We start from the raw sequence: 20,293 nt of genomic DNA on the forward strand, positions 1-20,293 counted from the left end.
CCTGAGGGCACCGAGATGGTGATGCCTGGCGACAACATCGCCATGGAAGTGCACCTGATCGTGCCGATCGCGATGGAGGAGAAGCTGCGCTTCGCCATCCGCGAAGGCGGCAGGACCGTCGGCGCCGGCGTCGTCGCCAGCATCATCGCCTGAGCGACAGCGCGCCATCGCGTTCGGAAGGGGCGGCGGAAACGCCGCCCTTTCTTTTTGCTCACAGCCTTGTTGCTGTCGGTTCGTTTTCGACTTGAAATGCGCTGCGGGTTGGGGCAAAGCACTGCGCGACTACAGGGGTGTAGCTCAGTTGGTAGAGTACCGGTCTCCAAAACCGGGTGTCGCAGGTTCGAGCCCTGCCGCCCCTGCCAGTCTCGCGATCGTGCTGCGATGACGCAGAGCATCTACGACGACGAGACCTTCTTCCAAGACTACAGCCAGCTTCCATGCTCCATCCACGGTCTTGTCGGTGCGCTCGAGTGGGATTCGTTGCGCCGCCTCCTGCCAGAGCTGCGCAGCAAAAGCGTGCTCGATCTCGGCTGCGGCTTTGGCTGGCGCCTCGGATCAAAAGCGCTTGGCTAACGTGCGGGAGCGTTGTAAGAGGCGTGATGACGGCGCGCGGCTCCCTGAGCCCCGCGCCGCGAATCTTTCAGGACGTCCGAATCGGGCGCGGCCCGAAACCGAGGTGACCACTCAATGGCGAAGTCCAACCCCTTCCAGTTCCTGCAGGAGGTGCGCTCCGAGGCCGCGAAGGTTACCTGGCCGTCGCGGCGCGAGACGCTGATCACGACCGGCCTCGTGCTGGCCATGGTCGTGGCTGCGAGCCTGTTCTTCCTCTTTACCGATACGATCATTCGCTGGTCGCTCGGTTTCATCCTCGGCGCACGCTGAGCGGAGAGTTTTGACGTGAGCACCCGCTGGTACATCGTCCACGCCTATTCCAACTTCGAGAACAAGGTCGCGCAGTCGATCCGCGATCAGGCGGCGCAGCGCAATCTCGCCGATAAGTTCGACGAGGTGCTGGTCCCGACCGAGAAGGTCGTCGAGGTTCGTCGTGGCCGAAAGGTGGACGCCGAGCGCAAGTTCTTCCCGGGCTACGTCCTGGTGAAGTGCGAGATGACCGACGAGGTCTATCACCTGATCAAGAACACGCCGAAGGTCACCGGCTTCCTGGGGGCCGACAAGGCCAAGCCCATGCCGATCCCCGAGCATGAGGCGATGCGGATCAAGGGCCAGGTCGCCGAGGGCATCGAACGCCCGAAGCCGACGGTGGTCTTCGAGGTCGGCGAGCAGGTCAAGGTCGCCGACGGCCCCTTCGCCTCGTTCAACGGTGTCGTCGAGGACGTCGATCACGCACGCGCTCGCCTCAAGGTCGCAGTCTCGATCTTCGGCCGGGCCACGCCGGTCGAGCTCGAATACGGGCAAGTCGAGAAGATCTGATCGCGCTCTTGCGCGAGCGCCGCATTTTTTCTGCGGCGGCTTGTTGGTTAAGGCACTTTTAAGCCATGCTGACGCAAGGTCCGCGCCGAAAATCCGGCGCGGGCTTGCATGTTTCCGAAGAGCTTCAAGGCAACTGTCGGTCAGCGTCTTGCCGTCTGGGGCGCGCTGCTTGGTCTTGTTGCACTTCTCCTTGCCGCCGCCGATGTCGTCAGCTCGATCCGTCTGACGCAATTCTCGCGGGATCTGGTGGCGTATGCTGGTGCGGGTGATGCGCTCGCGCAGGCCGATTCCGCCTATCGGCGGCTGAACGCCTCGCTTCTGTCCGATAGCGGGCCGCCCGCGGAGAAAGCCGATATCGAAGTGGTGGCGCGGAGCGTCGCCGATATCGCCACGCGCCTTCACGGCTCCGTCCATGCGCGTGCGCAGGAGGCTGTCGATCTCCTCGGAGAGCTGTCGGGGCAGGTCGGATCGGACCATATCGGAGCGCGCGAATCGCTGAAGCGGCTCGCCGCGAAGCGCAACGAACTGCACGTCGCCTTGAACGAGGCCATGACCGAGGTCAGCGGCCGGCTGGCTCTGCATGTCGACAACGCCCGGCAGAACAAGCTGCTGCTGTCGCTGCTCGGCATGTTCCTGGTCGTTCTCGTCATCACGCTGGAATATCGTTGGCTGGTGCGGCCGATCACCGGGATGGCGCGCGCCCTTGGCTCCGTCGAGCGGGACCGGGCCTGGATCGGCAAGCTGGCGATCCGGCGCGATGAGATCGGCATGCTGGCGCGGGCGCTGCTGGCCCATCTGCGCGGCGAGCAGGCCCAGCAGGAGGCCGCGAAGCAGCGTCTCGAGGTGCTGTCGCACGAGGTCGAGCGGCGTGACCGTCTCCAACTGCAGGGGCAGGCCTTCCAGCAGCGCATCGCCTCGATCGCAACGGTGCTGGAGCAACATGCGGCGCGTATGTCGGGCGCGTCGGGCGAACTCGCACACTTCTCGGGCTCCGTCGACGAGCGAGCGGCTGCCGCAGCCGGCTCGACGCAACGGGCCTCTACCCATGTCGATGACGTCTCGCGCTCGCTGATCGATATCTCGCGCCTGTTGACGACGACGGCTGGCGAGGCGCAGCGGACGACCGAGGTTGCGACTGCCGCCAAGGTATTGGTCGAGGAGGCCACGGCCGATACGGTTGTACTGTGCGAGGCGGTCGGGGCCATCTCGGAGATCATCAAGATCATCGGAACGGTCGCGAACCAGACCAACCTGCTCGCGCTCAACGCCACGATTGAAGCGGCCCGGGCGGGAGAGAGCGGCCGCGGCTTCGCCGTGGTTGCAGCCGAGGTCAAGCAACTGGCAAACCGCTCCGCCGAAGCGACCGACCAGGTCCGGAGCGGGCTCGATTCCATCAATGTCGCGGCTCAGCGCATCACCATGCGGGTCGGTGCGCTGGTCACCTCGGTCAACCAGGTGGAGCGCGCCGCGGATTCGATCGCCGATCTGGCGCGCAAGCAGGATGCGAGCTCCCGCTCGATCAGCGAGAGCACGAGCAAGACCGCCGGCGATGTCCGCCTCGTGGCGGATCAGGTCGAACAGGTCGCCGGCATGGTCGAGGACTGGCGCCGGACCGCCGAGACGGTCACACACGCGTCCGCCGATCTCGGCCGTCAAGCTGCCGAGCTCCGTCAGGCCGTTGACGGATTCATGTCCGAGACACAACGGATGCGCGCATGACCATGCCGATATCGCCGTCCGGGGATGGGCTTGTGATGCGGAGCACCTCACATCGCGCCGGGCCACGCAGCTTCCCGTTCCTGGCAAAGCTGCTGCACTGGATGACCGCGGTGCTGGTCCTCGTGCTCTTCTGCTCCGGTGTTCTGATGAAGCAGATCGGCGATGGACCGATGGCGGACACGCTCTACGCCTTGCATAAGACGACCGGTGCGGGGCTGTTCGGGCTCGTGCTCTTCCGCATGGCCTACAGGGTGTTGGCACGCCTGACCGGACACTGGCGGGAAGGGGGCGGGGACAGGGCGGTCCACGGCGTGCTCTATGCCGCGCTGATCATTGTGCCGATGCTCGGCTGGGCCGGCGTTTCCGACTTTGGCGCGCGGGAACTGGCCCTCGGCCTGACGCTGCCGGCGATCTGGCCGGAAGGGGCCGGCTATTCCGAGCAACTGCTCAAGAGCCATGCCTGGCTTGCCTTCGCCCTGATGGGGCTGGTCGTCTTGCACATCGGCATCGCACTCGGCGACTATGTCCAGCGGGGTGCGGGACGGCATTCACGGGCGGCCGCGAAGATGCCGCAGCGCGAAAGCTCTTCCCCTTCGTTTCCGAATATGCCATAGGCCGCGCCTCACATGCGTGGAAGGCGTGCCGGTTTGCCGACCGGAGTTTCTCGCCGCACCACGCTCTGCAACCACCCCGGCCCGGGACGCGTTTTGTCCGGGAGGGGTCGTCGTCGTTCCGGTAGGCACCGGTTCGGACGGCAGGAGCAGCCATCATGGCAAAGAAGATCACGGGCTACGTGAAGCTTCAGGTTCCGGCGGGCGCGGCCAATCCGTCGCCCCCGATCGGTCCGGCGCTGGGTCAGCGCGGTCTCAACATCATGGAATTCTGCAAGGCCTTCAATGCGAAGACCGCGCAGATGGAAAAGGGCATGCCGATCCCGGTGATCATCACCGCGTATCAGGATCGCTCCTTCACCTTCGAGATGAAGCAGCCGCCGGTGTCGTACTTCCTCAAGAAGGCGGCCGGCCTGACCGCGGGTTCGAAGACCCCCGGGCGCGGCGGCAATGTCGGCAAGGTCACCTCGGCGCAGCTCAAGGAGATCGCCGAGAAGAAGATGGCCGATCTGAACTGCGATAACGTCGAATCGGCCGTGGCCATGATCCGGGGTTCTGCCCGGTCCATGGGCCTGGAAGTCGTGGGCTGAGGGGAACGGATCAATGGCACACGTCGGAAAACGCGTCGTCAAGGCCCGTGAGGGCATCGACCGCACCAAGCTCTATCCGCTCACCGAAGCCGTTGCCCTGATCAAGGGCCGCGCCACCGCCAAGTTCGACGAGACCGTCGAAGTTGCGATGAATCTCGGTGTCGATCCGCGTCACGCCGACCAGATGGTCCGTGGCGTCTGCAACCTGCCGAACGGCTCGGGCCGCGTCTTGCGCGTCGCCGTGTTCGCTCGTGGCGCCAAGGCCGAGGAGGCCAAGAAGGCCGGGGCCGACGTCGTTGGCGCCGAGGAGCTGGTCGACATCGTCTCGAAGGGCACGATCGACTTCGATCGCTGCATCGCGACCCCGGACATGATGCCGCTCGTCGGCCGTCTCGGTAAGGTGCTCGGCCCGCGCGGCCTGATGCCGAACCCGAAGGTCGGCACGGTCACCATGGACGTGACCAGCGCGGTTGCGGCCTCCAAGGGTGGCTCGGTCGAGTTCCGCGTCGAGAAGGCCGGCATCGTGCATGCCGCCGTCGGCAAAGTCTCGTTCACGGCTGAGAAGCTCGAAGAGAACATCCGCGCCTTCGCGGATTCGGTTGCCAAGGCGAAGCCCGCCGGCGCCAAGGGCACCTATGTCCAGCGCGTCGCGATCTCCTCGACCATGGGCCCGGGCGTCAAGATCGAGCCGAACACGGTTCTGGGCGGCTGATTAGGCTCCCATGCGGCCGGCTTCGCGCCGGCCGCGAGCTCGTCTTGATCTCGCGGGGTCAAGACACCACTTGGCAGAAGCGAGGGAAGTCGCTATGACGTCCCAATGTTTCCATAAGTGATCAGGGCTTCCGCGTGCTTTGCACGAGGAGGTCCGTTTCGCGTTTTTCGACGGTTTACCGTCGAAGAATGGGTTTTTCGGGCGCGCGGAGCGATCTTCGTGCCGGAAACACCCAGTCCTGTCTGAGACTGCAGGTGCGCTTCGGGTTCGCCCGAGGGCATAATTTCGCCAAGAGGCCTGCATAGACGGTGCAAGAGCTTACCCGAGGCCGAGAGGCCTCGAGACGGTTCGAACCATCTCGCCCGACCGTGGCTGATGCCGGGGAAGGGGACAGGGCACTGAGCGTTGCGCATGTGACCGGCCGGTGTCAATCGGCCAAGCCTGCGCGACAAGTGCAACTGGCGGCAAGATTTCGTCTTGCCGCCTACCGGAGAGAGCCCAGTGGAAAGAGCGGCAAAGAATGATGCCGTCGCGACACTGAACGGCGTGTTCGCAAACACGTCGGTCGTTGTCGTGGCCCACTATGCGGGTTTGACGGTGGCACAGTTCCAGAAGCTTCGTCGCGAGATGAAGGCCAATGGCGCCACTGTAAAGGTCGCAAAGAACCGGCTGGCCAAGATCGCTCTTGAAGGCACCGACGTCGCGTCCATCAGCCCCCTGCTGAAGGGCCCCACCCTGATCGCTTATTCCAGCGATCCGGTCGCGGCGCCGAAGGTCGCCGTCGCTTTCGCCAAGGACAATGACAAGCTTGTCATCCTCGGTGGTGCGATGGGCAAGACCTCCCTGAACCCGGATGGTGTCAAGGCCCTGGCCACGATGCCCTCGCTCGACGAACTGCGCGCCAAGTTGCTCGGCCTTCTCCAGGCCCCGGCAACCAAGATCGCACAGCTCTCGACCGCGCCTGCTGCAAAGCTCGCTCGCGTGTTTCAGGCATATGCCGACAAGGATGCGGCCTGAGGCCGTCTGCCAACCTGATCAACGTTCGAACCTCTTTATCGTAGGAACATACCATGGCTGATCTTGCTAAGCTCGTCGACGAGCTGTCCTCCCTGACGGTCCTCGAGGCCGCTGACCTCGCCAAGCTTCTCGAAGAGAAGTGGGGCGTTTCCGCCGCTGCTGCCGTCGCTGTTGCGGCTGGCCCGGCTGGTGGCGCTCCGGCTGCCGCTGTTGAAGAGCAGACCGAGTTCACCGTCGTTCTTGCCGCCGCCGGCGACAAGAAGATCGAAGTGATCAAGGAAGTCCGCGCCATCACCGGTCTCGGCCTGAAGGAAGCCAAGGATCTGGTGGAAGCCGCTCCGAAGCCGCTCAAGGAAGGCGTGACCAAGGACGAGGCCGAGAAGCTCAAGAAGCAGCTCGAGGCCGTCGGCGCCAAGGTCGAGCTCAAGTGAGCAGGGCCGGCTGATGCCGGTCCGACCCTAGTCGTACACGACAGTCCCGGGGCGGTCCTCCGCCTCCGGGGCTGTTGCGTCGTTTCCGGCAAGCGGATGCGGCGCAGGGAATGCAAGAGGCTTTCCGGGGCACGAGCCCCACCGGGAAGGCCAGTTCAGTTGATGTCGGCGCGCCGAGGCGCCGAACGGCTCCCCCGGCGGCCTGTGGCTGCCAAGACTGGTCCGCGAGCGGGCCGCCGGGTGAGCCGTCCGAGAGAGATCGCGAGGAACAACATGGTCAATTCGCTCCAGGGCCGCAGGCGCGTCCGCAAGTTCTTCGGAAAACTCAAGGAAGTCGCGCAGATGCCGAACCTCATCGAGGTTCAGAAGGCGTCTTACGACCAGTTCCTGATGGTGGACGAGCCCAAGGGCGGCCGCTCCGACGAGGGCCTGCAGTCCGTCTTCAAGTCGGTGTTCCCGATCGGCGATTTCGCGGGCGCTTCGCTGCTCGAATTCGTGAAATACACCTTCGAGCCGCCGAAATACGACGTCGACGAATGCCGGCAGCGCGGCATGACCTTCTCGGCCCCGCTCAAGGTGACGCTGCGCCTGATCGTGTTCGATATCGATCCCGACACCCAGGCGAAGTCGGTCAAGGACATCAAGGAGCAGGATGTCTACATGGGCGACATGCCGCTCATGACGGATAACGGCACCTTCATCGTCAACGGCACCGAGCGCGTCATCGTCTCGCAGATGCACCGGTCGCCCGGCGTGTTCTTCGATCACGACAAGGGCAAGACCCATTCGTCGGGCAAACTGCTCTTCGCCGCGCGCATCATCCCGTATCGCGGCTCCTGGCTCGACATCGAGTTCGACGCCAAGGACATCGTCTACGCGCGCATCGACCGGAAGCGTAAGATCCCGGTGACGTCGCTGCTGTTTGCTCTCGGCATGGACGGCGAGGAGATCCTCAGCCGCTTCTACAACCACATCACCTACGCCAAGGATAAGCAGGGCTGGCGCGTTCCCTACGACGCCGAGCGCATGAAGGGCTTCAAAGCGACGGTCGACATGATCGACGCCGATACCGGCGAGGTTGTGGTCGAGGCCGGCAAGAAACTGGTTGCCCGTACCGCCCGCCAGCTCGCCGAGAAGGGCCTGAAGTTCCTGCGCGCCACCGACGAGGATCTCTACGGCCAGTATATCGCGGAAGATCTGGTCAACCCGGCGACCGGCGAGGTCTTCGCCGAAGCCGGTGAGGAGATCAGCGAGAAGCTGCTCAAGCTCCTGACCGATGAAGGTTTCGACGAGATCCCGGTGCTGGACATCGACCACATCACGGTCGGTCCCTACATCCGCAACACGCTCAACGTGGACAAGAACTCGCGCCGTGAGGAAGCGCTGTTCGACATCTACCGCGTGATGCGTCCCGGCGAGCCGCCGACGCTCGAGACCGCCGAGAACATGTTCCAGTCGCTGTTCTTCGACTCGGAGCGCTACGATCTCTCGGCCGTCGGCCGCGTCAAGATGAACATGCGTCTCGATCTCGACGCCGAGGATACCGTGCGCATTCTGCGCAAGGAGGACATTTTCGCGGTGGTCAAGGCGCTGGTCGACCTGCGCGACGGCAAGGGTGAGATCGACGACATCGACCATCTCGGCAACCGCCGTGTGCGGTCGGTCGGCGAGCTCATGGAGAACCAGTACCGTCTGGGCCTGCTGCGCATGGAGCGCGCCATCAAGGAGCGCATGTCGTCGGTTGATATCGACACGGTGATGCCGCAGGACCTGATCAACGCCAAGCCGGCGGCTGCCGCTGTGCGCGAGTTCTTCGGCTCGTCGCAGCTCTCGCAGTTCATGGACCAGACGAACCCGCTCTCGGAGGTCACTCACAAGCGCCGTCTTTCGGCGCTTGGCCCGGGTGGTCTGACCCGCGAGCGCGCCGGGTTCGAGGTGCGCGACGTGCACCCGACCCATTACGGCCGCATCTGCCCGATCGAGACGCCGGAAGGCCCGAATATCGGCCTGATCAACTCGCTCGCCACTTTCGCGCGGGTGAACAAGTACGGCTTCATCGAGAGCCCCTACCGCCGCATCCGCGACGGCCAGCTCACCGACGAGATCATCTATCTCTCGGCGATGGAGGAGGCGAAATACAACGTCGCCCAGGCGAACGCCGCGACCGATGAGAGCGGCCGTCTGACCGACGACCTGATCGTTTGCCGCCGCGCCGGTGAAGTCATCGTCACGCCGGTCGACAAGGTCGACTTCATGGACGTGTCGCCGAAGCAGCTCGTTTCGGTCGCTGCGGCGCTGATCCCGTTCCTTGAGAACGACGACGCCAACCGCGCGCTGATGGGCTCGAACATGCAGCGCCAGGCGGTGCCGCTGGTTCGCGCCGATGCGCCCTTCGTCGGCACCGGCATGGAAGCGGTCGTCGCCCGTGACTCGGGTGCGGCCATCGCTGCCCGCCGCGCCGGTATCGTCGACCAGGTCGATGCGACGCGTATCGTTATCCGCGCCTCCGACGAGATGGACCCGACCAAACCGGGCGTCGACATCTACCGCCTGCAGAAGTTCCAGCGCTCGAACCAGTCGACCTGCATCACGCAGCGTCCGCTGGTGCGCGTCGGCGACATGATCAAGAAGGGCGACATCGTCGCCGACGGCCCGTCGACGGAGCTCGGCGAACTGGCTCTCGGCCGCAACGTGCTCGTCGCGTTCATGCCGTGGAACGGCTACAATTTCGAGGACTCGATCCTGCTCTCGGAGAAGATCGTCTCGGAGGACATCTTCACCTCGATCCATATCGAGGAATTCGAGGTCATGGCCCGCGATACGAAGCTGGGCCCTGAGGAAATCACGCGCGACATTCCGAATGTTTCGGAAGAGGCGCTGAAGAACCTCGACGAAGCCGGCATCGTCTATATCGGCGCGGAAGTCGCTGCGGGCGACATCCTGGTCGGCAAGATCACGCCGAAGGGCGAAAGCCCGATGACGCCGGAAGAGAAGCTTCTGCGCGCCATTTTCGGCGAGAAGGCTTCGGATGTCCGCGACACCTCGCTGCGTGTCCCGCCGGGCGTGCAGGGCACCATCGTCGAAGTGCGCGTGTTCAACCGCCACGGCGTCGACAAGGACGAGCGCGCCCAGGCGATCGAGCGCGAGGAGATCGAGCGTCTTGCCAAGGACCGCGATGACGAGCAGGCGATCCTGGACCGCAACACCTTTGCGCGTCTGGCCGAGATCCTGACCGGCAAGACCGGCCTTGCTGGTCCGAAGGGCTTCAAGAAGGACACGGTCATCACCCGCGAGGGGATGAGCGAGTTCCCGCGTTCGCAGTGGTGGCTGTTCGCCGTCGGCGACGACGCCCTGATGACCGAAATCGAGGCGATGCGGAAGCAGTACGACGAGTCGAAGAAGCGCCTCGAGCAGCGCTTCCTCGACAAGGTCGAGAAGCTGCAGCGCGGCGACGAACTGCCTCCGGGCGTGATGAAGATGGTCAAGGTCTTCGTCGCGGTGAAGCGCAAGATCCAGCCGGGCGACAAGATGGCCGGCCGCCACGGAAACAAGGGCGTCGTCTCGCGCATCGTTCCCGCCGAGGACATGCCCTTCCTCGAGGACGGCACCCATGCCGACATCGTGCTGAACCCGCTCGGCGTGCCGAGCCGCATGAATGTCGGTCAGATCCTGGAGACCCATCTGGGCTGGGCCGCTGCCGGTCTCGGCAAGCAGATCGCCAAGGCCATCGACGTCTACAAGAAGGCGCATGACGGCAAGGCTCTGCGGGCAAGCTTCGAGGCCGTGTACGGCGACAACGAGATCGTTGCGTCGATGGACGATGCAGAGCTGGTCGAAATGGGCCAGAACCTGCGCCGCGGCGTTCCGATCGCGACCCCGGTCTTCAACGGCGCCAAGGAGTCGGACATCGAGCATCTGCTCGAGCAGGCTGGGCTCAACAAGTCCGGTCAGGTCACGCTCTATGACGGACGGACTGGCGAGCCCTTCGATCGCAAGGTCACGGTCGGCTACATCTACATGCTGAAGCTGCACCACCTGGTCGATGACAAGATCCACGCGCGTTCGATCGGCCCGTACTCGCTCGTGACCCAGCAGCCGCTGGGCGGCAAGGCGCAGTTCGGCGGTCAGCGCTTCGGCGAAATGGAGGTCTGGGCGCTCGAAGCCTACGGCGCCGCCTACACCCTGCAGGAAATGCTGACGGTGAAGTCGGACGACGTGGCGGGCCGCACCAAGGTCTACGAGTCGATCGTGCGCGGCGAGGACAATTTCGAGGCGGGCATCCCGGAGAGCTTCAACGTTCTCGTCAAGGAAATGCGCTCGCTCGGCCTCAATGTCGAATTGATCAGCAACAAGCAGAAGCCGGGCGAATTGCCGCCGGCCGAAGCTGCCGAATAAGGGGGCGGGCCCAAAGGGGCCGCCTCGAGACGAACACAGCATGCCGGCGACACTCACGCCGCCGGCTTATTCGCATGATGGCCGGGCAGGGCGGTTCACTCCCCCGCCGGCGGCAGGAGACAGGCGATGAAGCAAGAGGTCATGAACCTTTTCGGCCAGCAGCCGACACAGCAGGCGTTCGACGCGATCAAGATCTCGATCGCGAGCCCGGAAAAGATCCTGTCGTGGTCCTATGGCGAGATCAAGAAGCCCGAGACCATCAACTACCGCACCTTCAAGCCCGAGCGTGACGGCCTGTTCTGCGCGCGCATCTTCGGGCCGATCAAGGACTACGAGTGCTTGTGCGGCAAGTACAAGCGCATGAAGTTCAAGGGCGTGATCTGCGAGAAGTGCGGCGTCGAAGTGACGCTTGCACGCGTCCGGCGCGAGCGCATGGGCCATATCGAGCTCGCCGCTCCGGTTGCCCATATCTGGTTCCTGAAGTCGCTGCCGTCGCGCATCGGCCTGCTGATGGACATGCCGCTCAAGGAACTCGAGCGGGTGCTCTATTTCGAGTCGTATGTCGTCATCGAGCCGGGCCTGACGCCCCTCAAGGACCGTCAGCTCCTCTCCGAGGAGGAATATGTCCGCTGCCAGGAAGAGTATGGCGCTGACACCTTCACGGCGATGATCGGCGCGGAAGCCATCCGCGAGATGCTGCGCGCGCTCGATCTCGACAAGATCAACATGGATCTGAAGCACGAGATCGCGACGACGACCTCGGAGCTGAAGCCCAAGAAGCTGATGAAGCGCCTCAAGATCATCGAGGCGTTCCAGGAATCCGGCAACAAGCCGGAATGGATGGTGATGACCATCGTTCCGGTGATCCCGCCCGATCTGCGTCCGCTGGTGCCGCTCGACGGCGGTCGCTTCGCGACCTCGGATCTGAACGATCTCTATCGCCGCGTCATCAACCGCAACAACCGCCTGAAGCGCCTGATCGAGCTGCGTGCGCCGGACATCATCATCCGCAACGAGAAGCGGATGCTGCAGGAATCGGTCGACGCATTGTTCGACAACGGCCGCCGCGGCCGCGTCATCACGGGTGCCAACAAGCGCCCGCTGAAGTCGCTCGCCGACATGCTGAAGGGTAAGCAGGGCCGCTTCCGGCAGAACCTGCTGGGCAAGCGCGTCGACTATTCCGGCCGCTCGGTCATCGTGGTCGGCCCTGAGATGAAGCTGCACCAGTGCGGCCTGCCGAAGAAGATGGCGCTCGAGCTGTTCAAGCCGTTCATCTATGCGCGCCTCGATGCGAAGGGCTACTCGACTACGGTCAAGCAGGCCAAGAAGCTGGTCGAGAAGGAGAAGCCGGAGGTCTGGGATATCCTGGACGAGGTCATCCGCGAGCATCCGGTGCTGCTGAACCGCGCTCCGACGCTGCACCGTCTCGGCATCCAGGCCTTCGAGCCGGTGCTGATCGAAGGCAAGGCGATCCAGCTTCACCCGCTGGTCTGCGCCGCGTTCAACGCTGACTTCGACGGCGACCAGATGGCCGTGCACGTCCCGCTGTCGCTCGAGGCGCAGCTGGAAGCGCGCGTGTTGATGATGTCGACCAACAACATCCTGCACCCGGCGAACGGCCAGCCGATCATCGTGCCGTCGCAGGACATCGTGCTCGGCCTGTACTACCTCTCGATCATCTCGGATGGCGAGCCGGGCCAGGGCAAGATCTTCGGCGATTTCGGCGAACTCGAATACGCGCTGCACGAGAAGGTCGTGACGCTGCATTCGAAGATCAAATATCGCTGGACCGGCGTCGGCCAGGACGGCAAGCCGTACACCAAGATCTACGACACCACGCCCGGCCGCGTGATCCTCTCGACCGCGTTGCCTGAGCATCCGGCCGTGACCTTCGACGTCGTCAACCGCCTGATGACGAAGAAGGAGATCTCCGGAATGATCGACGCCGTCTATCGCGGCTGCGGTCAGAAGGAATCGGTGATCTTCTGCGATCGCGTCATGGGCCTCGGCTTCAAGCACGCCTTCAAGGCCGGCATCTCCTTCGGCAAGGACGACATGGTCGTGCCGGAGAACAAGTGGGAGATCGTCGACACCACCCGTGCGCTCGCCAAGGACTACGAGCAGCAGTACCAGGACGGCCTGATCACCCAGGGCGAGAAGTACAACAAGGTCGTCGACGCCTGGGCGAAGTGCTCCGACAAGCTCGCCCAGGAGATGATGGCGCGCATCTCGACCGTGAAGAAGGACGAGAACGGCCGCGATAAGCCGATCAACTCGATCTACATGATGAGCCACTCGGGTGCCCGTGGTTCGCCGGCCCAGATGCGCCAGCTCGCCGCCATGCGCGGCCTGATGGCCAAGCCGTCAGGCGAGATCATCGAGAGCCCGATCATCTCGAACTTCAAGGAAGGCCTGGACGTGCTCGAGTACTTCAACTCGACGCACGGCGCCCGTAAGGGTCTGGCCGACACCGCGCTCAAGACCGCGAACTCGGGTTATCTCACCCGTCGTCTCGTCGACGTGGCGCAGGATGCCATCATCTCCGAGGTCGATTGCGGCTCGGATAATGGCATCAAGATGCGCGCCATCATCGATGCCGGTCAGGTCGTGGCTTCGCTCGGCATCCGCATCCTCGGCCGTTCCGCGGCGGAAGATGTCACGGATATCGACGGCAACGTCCTCGTGCCGAAGGGTACGATGATCGAGGAAAGCCATATCGAGAAGATCAACGCTGCCGGCGTTCAGGAGGTGAAGATCCGTTCGGTTCTCACCTGCGAGACCAAGAACGGCGTCTGCGCCACCTGCTACGGGCGCGATCTCGCCCGCGGCACGCCCGTCAACATGGGTGAAGCGGTCGGCGTCATCGCGGCGCAGTCGATCGGCGAGCCGGGTACGCAGCTTACCATGCGTACCTTCCACATCGGCGGCGCGGCGACGATCGCGGACCAGTCGTTCATCGAGTCCAATTTCGAGGGCACGGTGAAGATCCGGAACCGCAATGCGGCGCGCAACTCGGATGGCGACCTGATCGCCATGGCGCGCAACATCGCCATCGTGATCGTCGGTCCGGACGGCGCCGAGCGTGCGGTGCACCGCGTCCAGTTCGGCTCGAAGATGCGGGTCGACGAAGGCGACAAGGTCAAGCGCGGCCAGCGCCTGGCGGAGTGGGATCCCTATTCCCGCCCGATCCTGGCCGAGGTGGACGGCTCTGTTGGCTACGAGGATCTCGTGGACGGCATGTCGATCACCGAGACGACGGACGAGGCGACCGGCATCAGCAAGCGCGTCGTCATCGACTGGCGTGGTTCGGCCCGGACGTCGGATCTGCGTCCGGCGATCACGGTGCACGGCCCTGACGGCAAGGTTGCGAAGCTCGCCCGCGGCGGCGAAGCCCGCTACATCCTGCCCGTCGACGGCATCATCTCGATGGAGCCGGGCCAGATGACCAAGGCAGGCGACGTGCTCGCCCGTGTCTCGACCGACTCGGCCAAGACCCGCGACATCACCGGCGGTCTGCCGCGGGTGGCCGAGCTGTTCGAGGCGCGTCGTCCGAAGGATGCGGCGATCATCGCCGAGAAGGCGGGCGTGATCGGTTTCGGCAAGGACTACAAGAACAAGCGCCGGGTCACGCTGACCCCGCATGACGGCTCGGACGGGCTCGAGTACCTGATCCCGAAGGGCAAGCACATCCATCTCCAGGACGGTGACGTCGTCGAGATGGGCGACTACATCCTGGACGGCAATCCGGCACCGCACGACATCCTGGCGATCAAGGGCGTCGAAGAGCTCGCGGCTTATCTCGTCAACGAGATCCAGGAGGTCTATCGCCTCCAGGGCGTGGGCATCAACGACAAGCACATCGAGGTCATCGTCCGGCAGATGCTGCAGAAGATCGAGATCACCGAGTCCGGTGATACCGACATCATCACCGGCGACCAGATCGATCGGATCGAGCTGGAGGAGATCAACGCCAAGATGCGCGAAGAGGGCAAGAAGCCGGCCAGCGGCGTTCCGGTCCTGCTCGGCATCACCAAGGCAAGCTTGCAGACGCGCTCCTTCATCTCGGCAGCGTCGTTCCAGGAGACCACCCGCGTCCTCACCGAGGCGGCGGTCAACGGCAAGTACGATACCCTCGAAGGCCTCAAGGAGAACGTCATCGTCGGCTCGCTCATCCCGGCCGGCACGGGCGCCCAGGTTGCCCGCATCAAGCAGGTGGCGTTGCGCCGCGACGATCTCATCGTTGGCCAGAAGGCGGATGCGGCGGCCAAGGCTGCAGCTGCTGCGGCCGTTCTTCCGGCCGCCGAGTAAGGCACTGCCGAACACAACTTGCGAAAGGGCCGCCTTCGGGCGGCCCTTTTGTTTTGCGCGCGCTCTCCAGTCTGGGGTCTTCAGCGACGAAAGGAGAATTTCGCCTCCGAACCCAGCTGTGATCTAACATGTTAATCGGTTGGGAGGTCGTCCATGGACGGTCAGCGCTTTGTCAGTGCAGTGGAGGCGGTCTACGCGGCGGCGGCCACGCCGTCCCTTTGGCCAACTGCTCTGCAGACCATTGCCGATTGCTTCGGCGATGTCGGCGCCGTGATGATCTATCAGCGGGACGATGGCAGCTACGGAATCATTGTCTCGCCGAGTCTCGCTGAGGGGCAGAAGGAATATGACCGGGACGAATGGTGGCGGCACGATGTGCGCTTCTCCCGCTCGCGCGAGAGGGGATACCTGACCCGGACCGATGCGATCACGGAACGTCACATTGCAACGTCCGAGGAACTCGAAACTCTGCCGTTCTACAGCCAGTTCCTCAAGCGCCAGGGGCTGAAATGGTTCGCAGGCGTCAGTATCTCGCCTGATCCCCGTGTCGCGGTTGCGCTCTCGGTCCAGCGCGCCGACGGCAAGCCGGCCTTCGCCGAGGAGGAGCTCGCCGCGCTCAGCCAGTTGGGGCGGCATGTCGAGAATGCGCTCAGGCTCGGCATCCGCCTGATCACGGCGGAGGCGACCCAGCACTCATTGGCCGACGTGCTGGCGCGGCTGAGCGTCGGGGTGTTCCTGCTCGATGCGGCCGGCCACGTGATCTTCGCAAACCCTGTTGCAGAGCAGCTATGCGGTGATGCGCTCCTGATCTCGCAAGGTCGACTGACGGCGCGCTCCGTCTTGCAGCAGGAGGCGTTGGCCGAAGCGATCGCACGAGCGAGCGCGGCGCGCCCCGACACCTTGACGGCTGTGCCGCGGCCATTGCTGATCCCAGGGCTGGACCGTGACGGGACGCTTGCGGTGCACGTCCTGCCGGTCTGTACTCCCACTGCCACGGGCGTCGAGCGCATGCTTTCGGAAACCAGTGTGATTGCGGTCGTGACGAGCGCTCAGCCAGGCGAGCCCGCCGATCCGGCGCTCGTGCGCGACCTGTTCGGCCTCACATTGGCGGAGGCCCGGATCGCGGCGCTGGTTGGTGCAGGACTTGCCCCGCGCAATGCGTCCCAGGCGCTGGGAATCTCGGAAGAGACGGCCCGTACAACGCTCAAGCGCGTCTTTGCCAAGGTGGGCGTTTCCCGCCAAAGCGAGCTATCCGCCTTGCTGGCGAGACTGGTACTGCGCTAGCCCCGGTCGGCTGACGAGATCATGCCGAGGCAATCGAGGCAGAAGACCACCGCCCCCCAAATGGGAGTTGCCCGCACGGCAACCCATCAACGCATGATTGGCTGGCACGAGGGGAGGGGCAATGGTGGCGTTGCGCGGCGTTTCGCTCTACCTTGCGCTCCTGGCGTTGGTGATCTTCACCCTCAGCCGCCTGCCGATCTCAGGGAGCCCGTGACAGCCGGGCCGGCCTTTAGCAGGGGGGTGGTTAACGCTTTCGCTGCAAATGCGAATTCGGGGTTGACGCGAATCTCCTCCTGAGTCATAAGCGCGCCACTGTCGACGGTTGTCGGACACGTTTGTCGCTTGCCTTTGTTGCGAGCGAATTTCGCGACCGAAACGCCGTCGTAAATTCCTGCGTCGATTGACGACATGGCAAGACGCATGAATGCGGACGAGTTCCGTGTTCCTCTGCATGGCGAACGCGCCTGAGGCCCCCGAGGGGAGCCGACGGCGCGGCTTCGTTTATGTCATGGCTTTGACCGGTTCGGGGAGCGACCGAAAAGAATTCCAACCGCTCAGTGGAGCGAGAGGCCAGAATGCCGACAATCAGCCAGCTGATCCGCAAGCCGCGCTCGCCAGTCAAGGCACGCAACACCGCTCCGGCGCTTGAGTCCTGCCCGCAGAAGCGCGGCGTTTGCACGCGCGTCTATACGACGACCCCGAAGAAGCCGAACTCGGCGCTTCGTAAGGTTGCCAAGGTGCGTTTGACCAACGGCTTCGAGGTCATTGGCTACATTCCGGGTGAAGGCCACAACCTTCAGGAGCACTCCGTGGTGATGATCCGCGGTGGTCGCGTCAAGGACTTGCCCGGCGTGCGTTACCACATCCTGCGTGGTGTGCTCGATACGCAGGGCGTCAAGAACCGTAAGCAACGCCGTTCGAAGTACGGCGCCAAGCGTCCGAAGTGATTTTCTGCCCGACCGCCGAGGCTTGATGCTGAGGCGGTTCGCAGCTTTTAAGATTTGACCGGAGACTAGACGATGTCCCGCCGCCATAGCGCCGAAAAACGCGAAGTTATCCCGGACCCGAAGTTCGGTGATATCGTGGTCACGAAGTTCATGAACTCCGTGATGTACGAAGGTAAGAAGTCGACCGCTGAGCGGATCGTCTACGGCGCTTTCGACATCATCGAAGGCAAGACCAAGAGCGACCCGCTTTCGGTCTTCAAGAGCGCGCTCGAGAACGTCGCTCCGGCGATCGAGGTACGCTCGCGTCGCGTCGGTGGCGCGACCTATCAGGTTCCGGTCGAGGTTCGCACCGAGCGCCGTCAGGCGCTGGCGATCCGCTGGCTGATCTCGGCTGCTCGCGGCCGTAACGACAAGACCATGGTTGAGCGCCTCTCGGCTGAGCTGATGGACGCGGCGAACAATCGCGGCAACGCAGTGAAGAAGCGTGAAGACACGCACCGGATGGCGGAAGCCAACCGCGCCTTCTCGCATTACCGCTGGTAATCCGCGGCACCCGACGAAAGACAGAGCACTCTCATGCCCCGTTCCCATCCCATCGATCGGTACCGCAACTTCGGTATCATGGCGCATATCGACGCCGGCAAGACGACGACGACCGAGCGTATCCTGTTCTATACCGGCAAGTCGCATAAGATCGGCGAAGTCCATGATGGCGCGGCCACCATGGACTGGATGACGCAGGAGCAGGAGCGTGGCATCACGATCACCTCCGCCGCGACGACCTGCCTGTGGCGCGACCATCGCCTGAACATCATCGACACTCCTGGCCACGTCGACTTCACCATTGAGGTTGAGCGTTCGCTGCGCGTGCTCGACGGTGCCGTCTGCGTGCTCGACGGCAACCAGGGCGTCGAGCCCCAGACCGAGACCGTCTGGCGCCAGGCCGACAAGTACGACGTTCCGCGTGTCGTTTTCGTCAACAAGATGGACAAGATCGGCGCCGATTTCTATCGCTGCGTCCAGGACATCATTGACCGCGTCGCCGGCAAGCCGGTCTGTCTGCAGATCCCGATCGGTTCGGAGGCGGAATTCGCCGGCGTTATCGACCTGGTGAAGATGAAGGCGATCGTCTGGAACGGCGAAGCGCTGGGCGCCTCCTTCGAGGAGAAGGAGATCCCTGCCGATCTCGCCGACAAGGCTGCCGAGTACCGTGGAAAGCTGGTCGAAGCCGCCGTCGAGATGGACGATGCGGCGATGGAAGCCTATCTTGAGGGCACCGAGCCGTCTGCCGACACGCTGCGCAGGCTGATCCGCACTGCGGTTCAGCGTCGCGCGTTCCACCCCGTGCTGTGCGGCTCGTCCTTTAAGAACAAGGGCGTTCAACCCCTGCTCGACGCGGTCGTCGATTACCTGCCGTCGCCGGTCGATCGTGGCGACATCAAGGGCATCGATTTCAAGACCGAAGAAGAGACCGTTCGTCATCCGCGCGACGAAGATCCCTTCTCCATGCTCGCCTTCAAGATCATGGACGACCCCTTCGTCGGCACGATCACCTTCTGCCGCGTCTACTCGGGTAAGATCGAGACCGGCGCTGGCGTGATCAACTCGACGCGCGACAAGAAGGAACGTGTCGGTCGCATGCTGCTGATGCACGCGAACAACCGCGAAGACATCAAGGAGGCTTTTGCCGGCGACATCGTCGCCCTGGCCGGCCTCAAGGACGTCCGTACCGGCGACACGCTGTGCGATCCCACCCATCCGGTCATCCTGGAGCGGATGGAGTTCCCCGAGCCGGTCATCACGATCGCGATCGAGCCGAAGTCCAAGGCCGACCAGGAGAAGCTGGGCCTGGCCCTGTCGAAGCTCGCGAACGAGGATCCGTCCTTCCGCGTCTCGACCGACCAGGAGAGCGGCCAGACCATCCTGAAGGGCATGGGCGAACTGCATCTCGACATCAAGGTCGACATCCTGAAGCGCACCTACAAGGTCGACGCCAATATCGGCGCGCCGCAGGTTGCCTATCGCGAGACGCTGACCAAGAAGGCCGAGGTCGACTACACCCACAAGAAGCAGACCGGTGGTACGGGCCAGTTCGCCCGCGTCAAGCTGGTCATCGAGCCGAACGAGACCGGCAAGGGCTTCGAGTTCGAGTCGAAGGTCGTCGGCGGCTCGGTGCCGAAGGAATACATCCCCGGCGTCGAAAAGGGCCTGAACTCGGTCATCGGTTCGGGCGTGCTCGCCGGCTTCCCGGTCGTGGACGTCAAGGTGACGTTGATCGACGGCGCCTTCCACGAAGTCGACTCGTCGGCCCTGGCCTTCGAAATCGCCTCGCGGGCTGCGCTTCGCGAAGGACTGCAGAAGGGCGGCTCCGTCCTGCTTGAGCCGATCATGAAGGTCGAGGTCGTGACCCCGGAAGACTATACCGGTTCGGTCATCGGCGATCTGAACTCGCGTCGTGGCCAGATCCAGGGCCAGGACATGCGCGGCAACGCCGTCGTCGTCAACGCGATGGTGCCGCTGGCGAACATGTTCGGCTATGTCAACCAGCTGCGCTCGTTCAGCCAGGGACGCGCCAACTACACGATGCAGTTCGACCACTACGAGCAGGTTCCTTCGGCGGTCGCCGCCGAGGTTCAGGCCAAGTACGCCTGATCCACCCATTCGACTGAACATTTGAACAAGATCTGACGGAGGCTACGATGGCCAAAGAGAAGTTTGCGCGGACGAAGCCGCACTGCAATATCGGAACGATTGGTCACGTTGACCATGGCAAGACGTCTTTGACGGCAGCGATCACGAAGGTGCTGGCTGAGTCGGGCGGGGCGTCGTTCACGGCGTATGACCAGAT

The 20,293-nt window shown here is 63.8% G+C and carries 17 protein-coding genes and 1 tRNA gene; all 18 read left to right on the forward strand.

The window, feature by feature from the left end:
* On the forward strand, positions 1-153 hold a 153-nt coding region (locus tag AB4099_RS34565), incomplete at its 5' end, for an EF-Tu C-terminal domain-related protein (RefSeq protein WP_465248481.1).
* A 133-nt stretch (positions 154-286) separates the two neighbouring features.
* Positions 287-362 (forward strand) — tRNA-Trp (locus tag AB4099_RS34570).
* A 19-nt stretch (positions 363-381) separates the two neighbouring features.
* A complete protein-coding gene (locus AB4099_RS34575; RefSeq protein ID WP_441481422.1) occupies positions 382-573 on the forward strand; it encodes a hypothetical protein in 192 nt (63 codons plus the stop codon).
* A gap of 114 nt (positions 574-687) precedes the next feature.
* A complete protein-coding gene (gene secE / locus AB4099_RS34580) occupies positions 688-882 on the forward strand; it encodes a preprotein translocase subunit SecE (protein WP_043237138.1) in 195 nt (64 codons plus the stop codon).
* A 15-nt stretch (positions 883-897) separates the two neighbouring features.
* Positions 898-1,431 carry a transcription termination/antitermination protein NusG gene (gene nusG, locus AB4099_RS34585; RefSeq protein WP_043237137.1) on the forward strand — a complete coding sequence of 178 codons (534 nt, stop codon included), beginning with the start codon at positions 898-900 and terminating at the stop codon, positions 1,429-1,431.
* Positions 1,432-1,539: 108 nt separating this feature from the next.
* Positions 1,540-3,150, forward strand: coding sequence for a methyl-accepting chemotaxis protein (locus AB4099_RS34590; RefSeq protein ID WP_441481423.1), 1,611 nt, complete (start codon positions 1,540-1,542; stop codon positions 3,148-3,150).
* Positions 3,147-3,764 (forward strand): cytochrome b, encoded by a 618-nt coding sequence (locus tag AB4099_RS34595; RefSeq protein WP_441481424.1) that lies wholly within the window; start codon positions 3,147-3,149, stop codon positions 3,762-3,764. The genes AB4099_RS34590 and AB4099_RS34595 overlap by 4 nt, the downstream gene beginning before the upstream one ends.
* 155 nt (positions 3,765-3,919) lie before the next feature.
* Positions 3,920-4,351: a 50S ribosomal protein L11 gene (rplK, locus tag AB4099_RS34600; protein WP_113516021.1), complete on the forward strand. Its 432-nt coding sequence runs from the start codon at positions 3,920-3,922 to the stop codon at positions 4,349-4,351.
* A gap of 13 nt (positions 4,352-4,364) precedes the next feature.
* Complete coding sequence (gene rplA, locus AB4099_RS34605) at positions 4,365-5,063, forward strand: 50S ribosomal protein L1 (RefSeq protein WP_043237132.1); 699 nt, start codon at positions 4,365-4,367, stop codon at positions 5,061-5,063.
* 501 nt (positions 5,064-5,564) lie between these two features.
* Positions 5,565-6,080 (forward strand): 50S ribosomal protein L10, encoded by a 516-nt coding sequence (rplJ, locus tag AB4099_RS34610; protein ID WP_043237131.1) that lies wholly within the window; start codon positions 5,565-5,567, stop codon positions 6,078-6,080.
* A 53-nt stretch (positions 6,081-6,133) separates the two neighbouring features.
* Positions 6,134-6,511: a 50S ribosomal protein L7/L12 gene (gene rplL / locus AB4099_RS34615; RefSeq protein ID WP_043237129.1), complete on the forward strand. Its 378-nt coding sequence runs from the start codon at positions 6,134-6,136 to the stop codon at positions 6,509-6,511.
* Between the two features lie 273 nt (positions 6,512-6,784).
* A complete protein-coding gene (gene rpoB / locus AB4099_RS34620) occupies positions 6,785-10,906 on the forward strand; it encodes a DNA-directed RNA polymerase subunit beta (RefSeq protein WP_113516022.1) in 4,122 nt (1,373 codons plus the stop codon).
* A gap of 126 nt (positions 10,907-11,032) precedes the next feature.
* Positions 11,033-15,214 carry a DNA-directed RNA polymerase subunit beta' gene (rpoC, locus tag AB4099_RS34625; protein WP_113516023.1) on the forward strand — a complete coding sequence of 1,394 codons (4,182 nt, stop codon included), beginning with the start codon at positions 11,033-11,035 and terminating at the stop codon, positions 15,212-15,214.
* A 153-nt stretch (positions 15,215-15,367) separates the two neighbouring features.
* Positions 15,368-16,498 (forward strand): helix-turn-helix transcriptional regulator, encoded by a 1,131-nt coding sequence (locus AB4099_RS34630; protein ID WP_441481425.1) that lies wholly within the window; start codon positions 15,368-15,370, stop codon positions 16,496-16,498.
* Positions 16,499-17,073: 575 nt separating this feature from the next.
* Entirely contained in the window at positions 17,074-17,445 is a 372-nt protein-coding gene (rpsL, locus tag AB4099_RS34635) for a 30S ribosomal protein S12 (RefSeq protein ID WP_038358286.1), read from the forward strand.
* A gap of 72 nt (positions 17,446-17,517) precedes the next feature.
* Positions 17,518-17,988 (forward strand): 30S ribosomal protein S7, encoded by a 471-nt coding sequence (gene rpsG, locus AB4099_RS34640; RefSeq protein WP_043237120.1) that lies wholly within the window; start codon positions 17,518-17,520, stop codon positions 17,986-17,988.
* A gap of 33 nt (positions 17,989-18,021) precedes the next feature.
* On the forward strand, positions 18,022-20,097 hold the full coding sequence (gene fusA / locus AB4099_RS34645) for an elongation factor G (RefSeq protein ID WP_441481426.1): 2,076 nt from the start codon (positions 18,022-18,024) through the stop codon (positions 20,095-20,097).
* A 47-nt stretch (positions 20,098-20,144) separates the two neighbouring features.
* On the forward strand, positions 20,145-20,293 hold a 149-nt coding region (locus AB4099_RS34650; protein WP_441471810.1), incomplete at its 3' end, for a GTP-binding protein.

The organism is Allobosea sp. 2KB_26 (genome assembly GCF_052115715.1).
Taxonomy (GTDB): Bacteria; Pseudomonadota; Alphaproteobacteria; order Rhizobiales; family Beijerinckiaceae; genus Allobosea.

Excerpts from the sequence above, each read along its gene's own strand:
- AB4099_RS34595 (WP_441481424.1), top strand. The coding sequence starts at position 3,147 with ATGACCATGCCGATATCGCCGTCCGGGGATGGGCTTGTGATGCGGAGC.
- rplL (WP_043237129.1), top strand. The coding sequence starts at position 6,134 with ATGGCTGATCTTGCTAAGCTCGTCGACGAGCTGTCCTCCCTGACGGTC.
- rpsL (WP_038358286.1), top strand. The coding sequence starts at position 17,074 with ATGCCGACAATCAGCCAGCTGATCCGCAAGCCGCGCTCGCCAGTCAAG.
- rplK (WP_113516021.1), top strand. The coding sequence starts at position 3,920 with ATGGCAAAGAAGATCACGGGCTACGTGAAGCTTCAGGTTCCGGCGGGC.
- rpsG (WP_043237120.1), top strand. The coding sequence starts at position 17,518 with ATGTCCCGCCGCCATAGCGCCGAAAAACGCGAAGTTATCCCGGACCCG.
- secE (WP_043237138.1), top strand. The coding sequence starts at position 688 with ATGGCGAAGTCCAACCCCTTCCAGTTCCTGCAGGAGGTGCGCTCCGAG.
- rpoC (WP_113516023.1), top strand. The coding sequence starts at position 11,033 with ATGAAGCAAGAGGTCATGAACCTTTTCGGCCAGCAGCCGACACAGCAG.
- rplA (WP_043237132.1), top strand. The coding sequence starts at position 4,365 with ATGGCACACGTCGGAAAACGCGTCGTCAAGGCCCGTGAGGGCATCGAC.
- AB4099_RS34575 (WP_441481422.1), top strand. The coding sequence starts at position 382 with ATGACGCAGAGCATCTACGACGACGAGACCTTCTTCCAAGACTACAGC.
- rpoB (WP_113516022.1), top strand. The coding sequence starts at position 6,785 with ATGGTCAATTCGCTCCAGGGCCGCAGGCGCGTCCGCAAGTTCTTCGGA.
- fusA (WP_441481426.1), top strand. The coding sequence starts at position 18,022 with ATGCCCCGTTCCCATCCCATCGATCGGTACCGCAACTTCGGTATCATG.
- AB4099_RS34590 (WP_441481423.1), top strand. The coding sequence starts at position 1,540 with ATGTTTCCGAAGAGCTTCAAGGCAACTGTCGGTCAGCGTCTTGCCGTC.
- AB4099_RS34630 (WP_441481425.1), top strand. The coding sequence starts at position 15,368 with ATGGACGGTCAGCGCTTTGTCAGTGCAGTGGAGGCGGTCTACGCGGCG.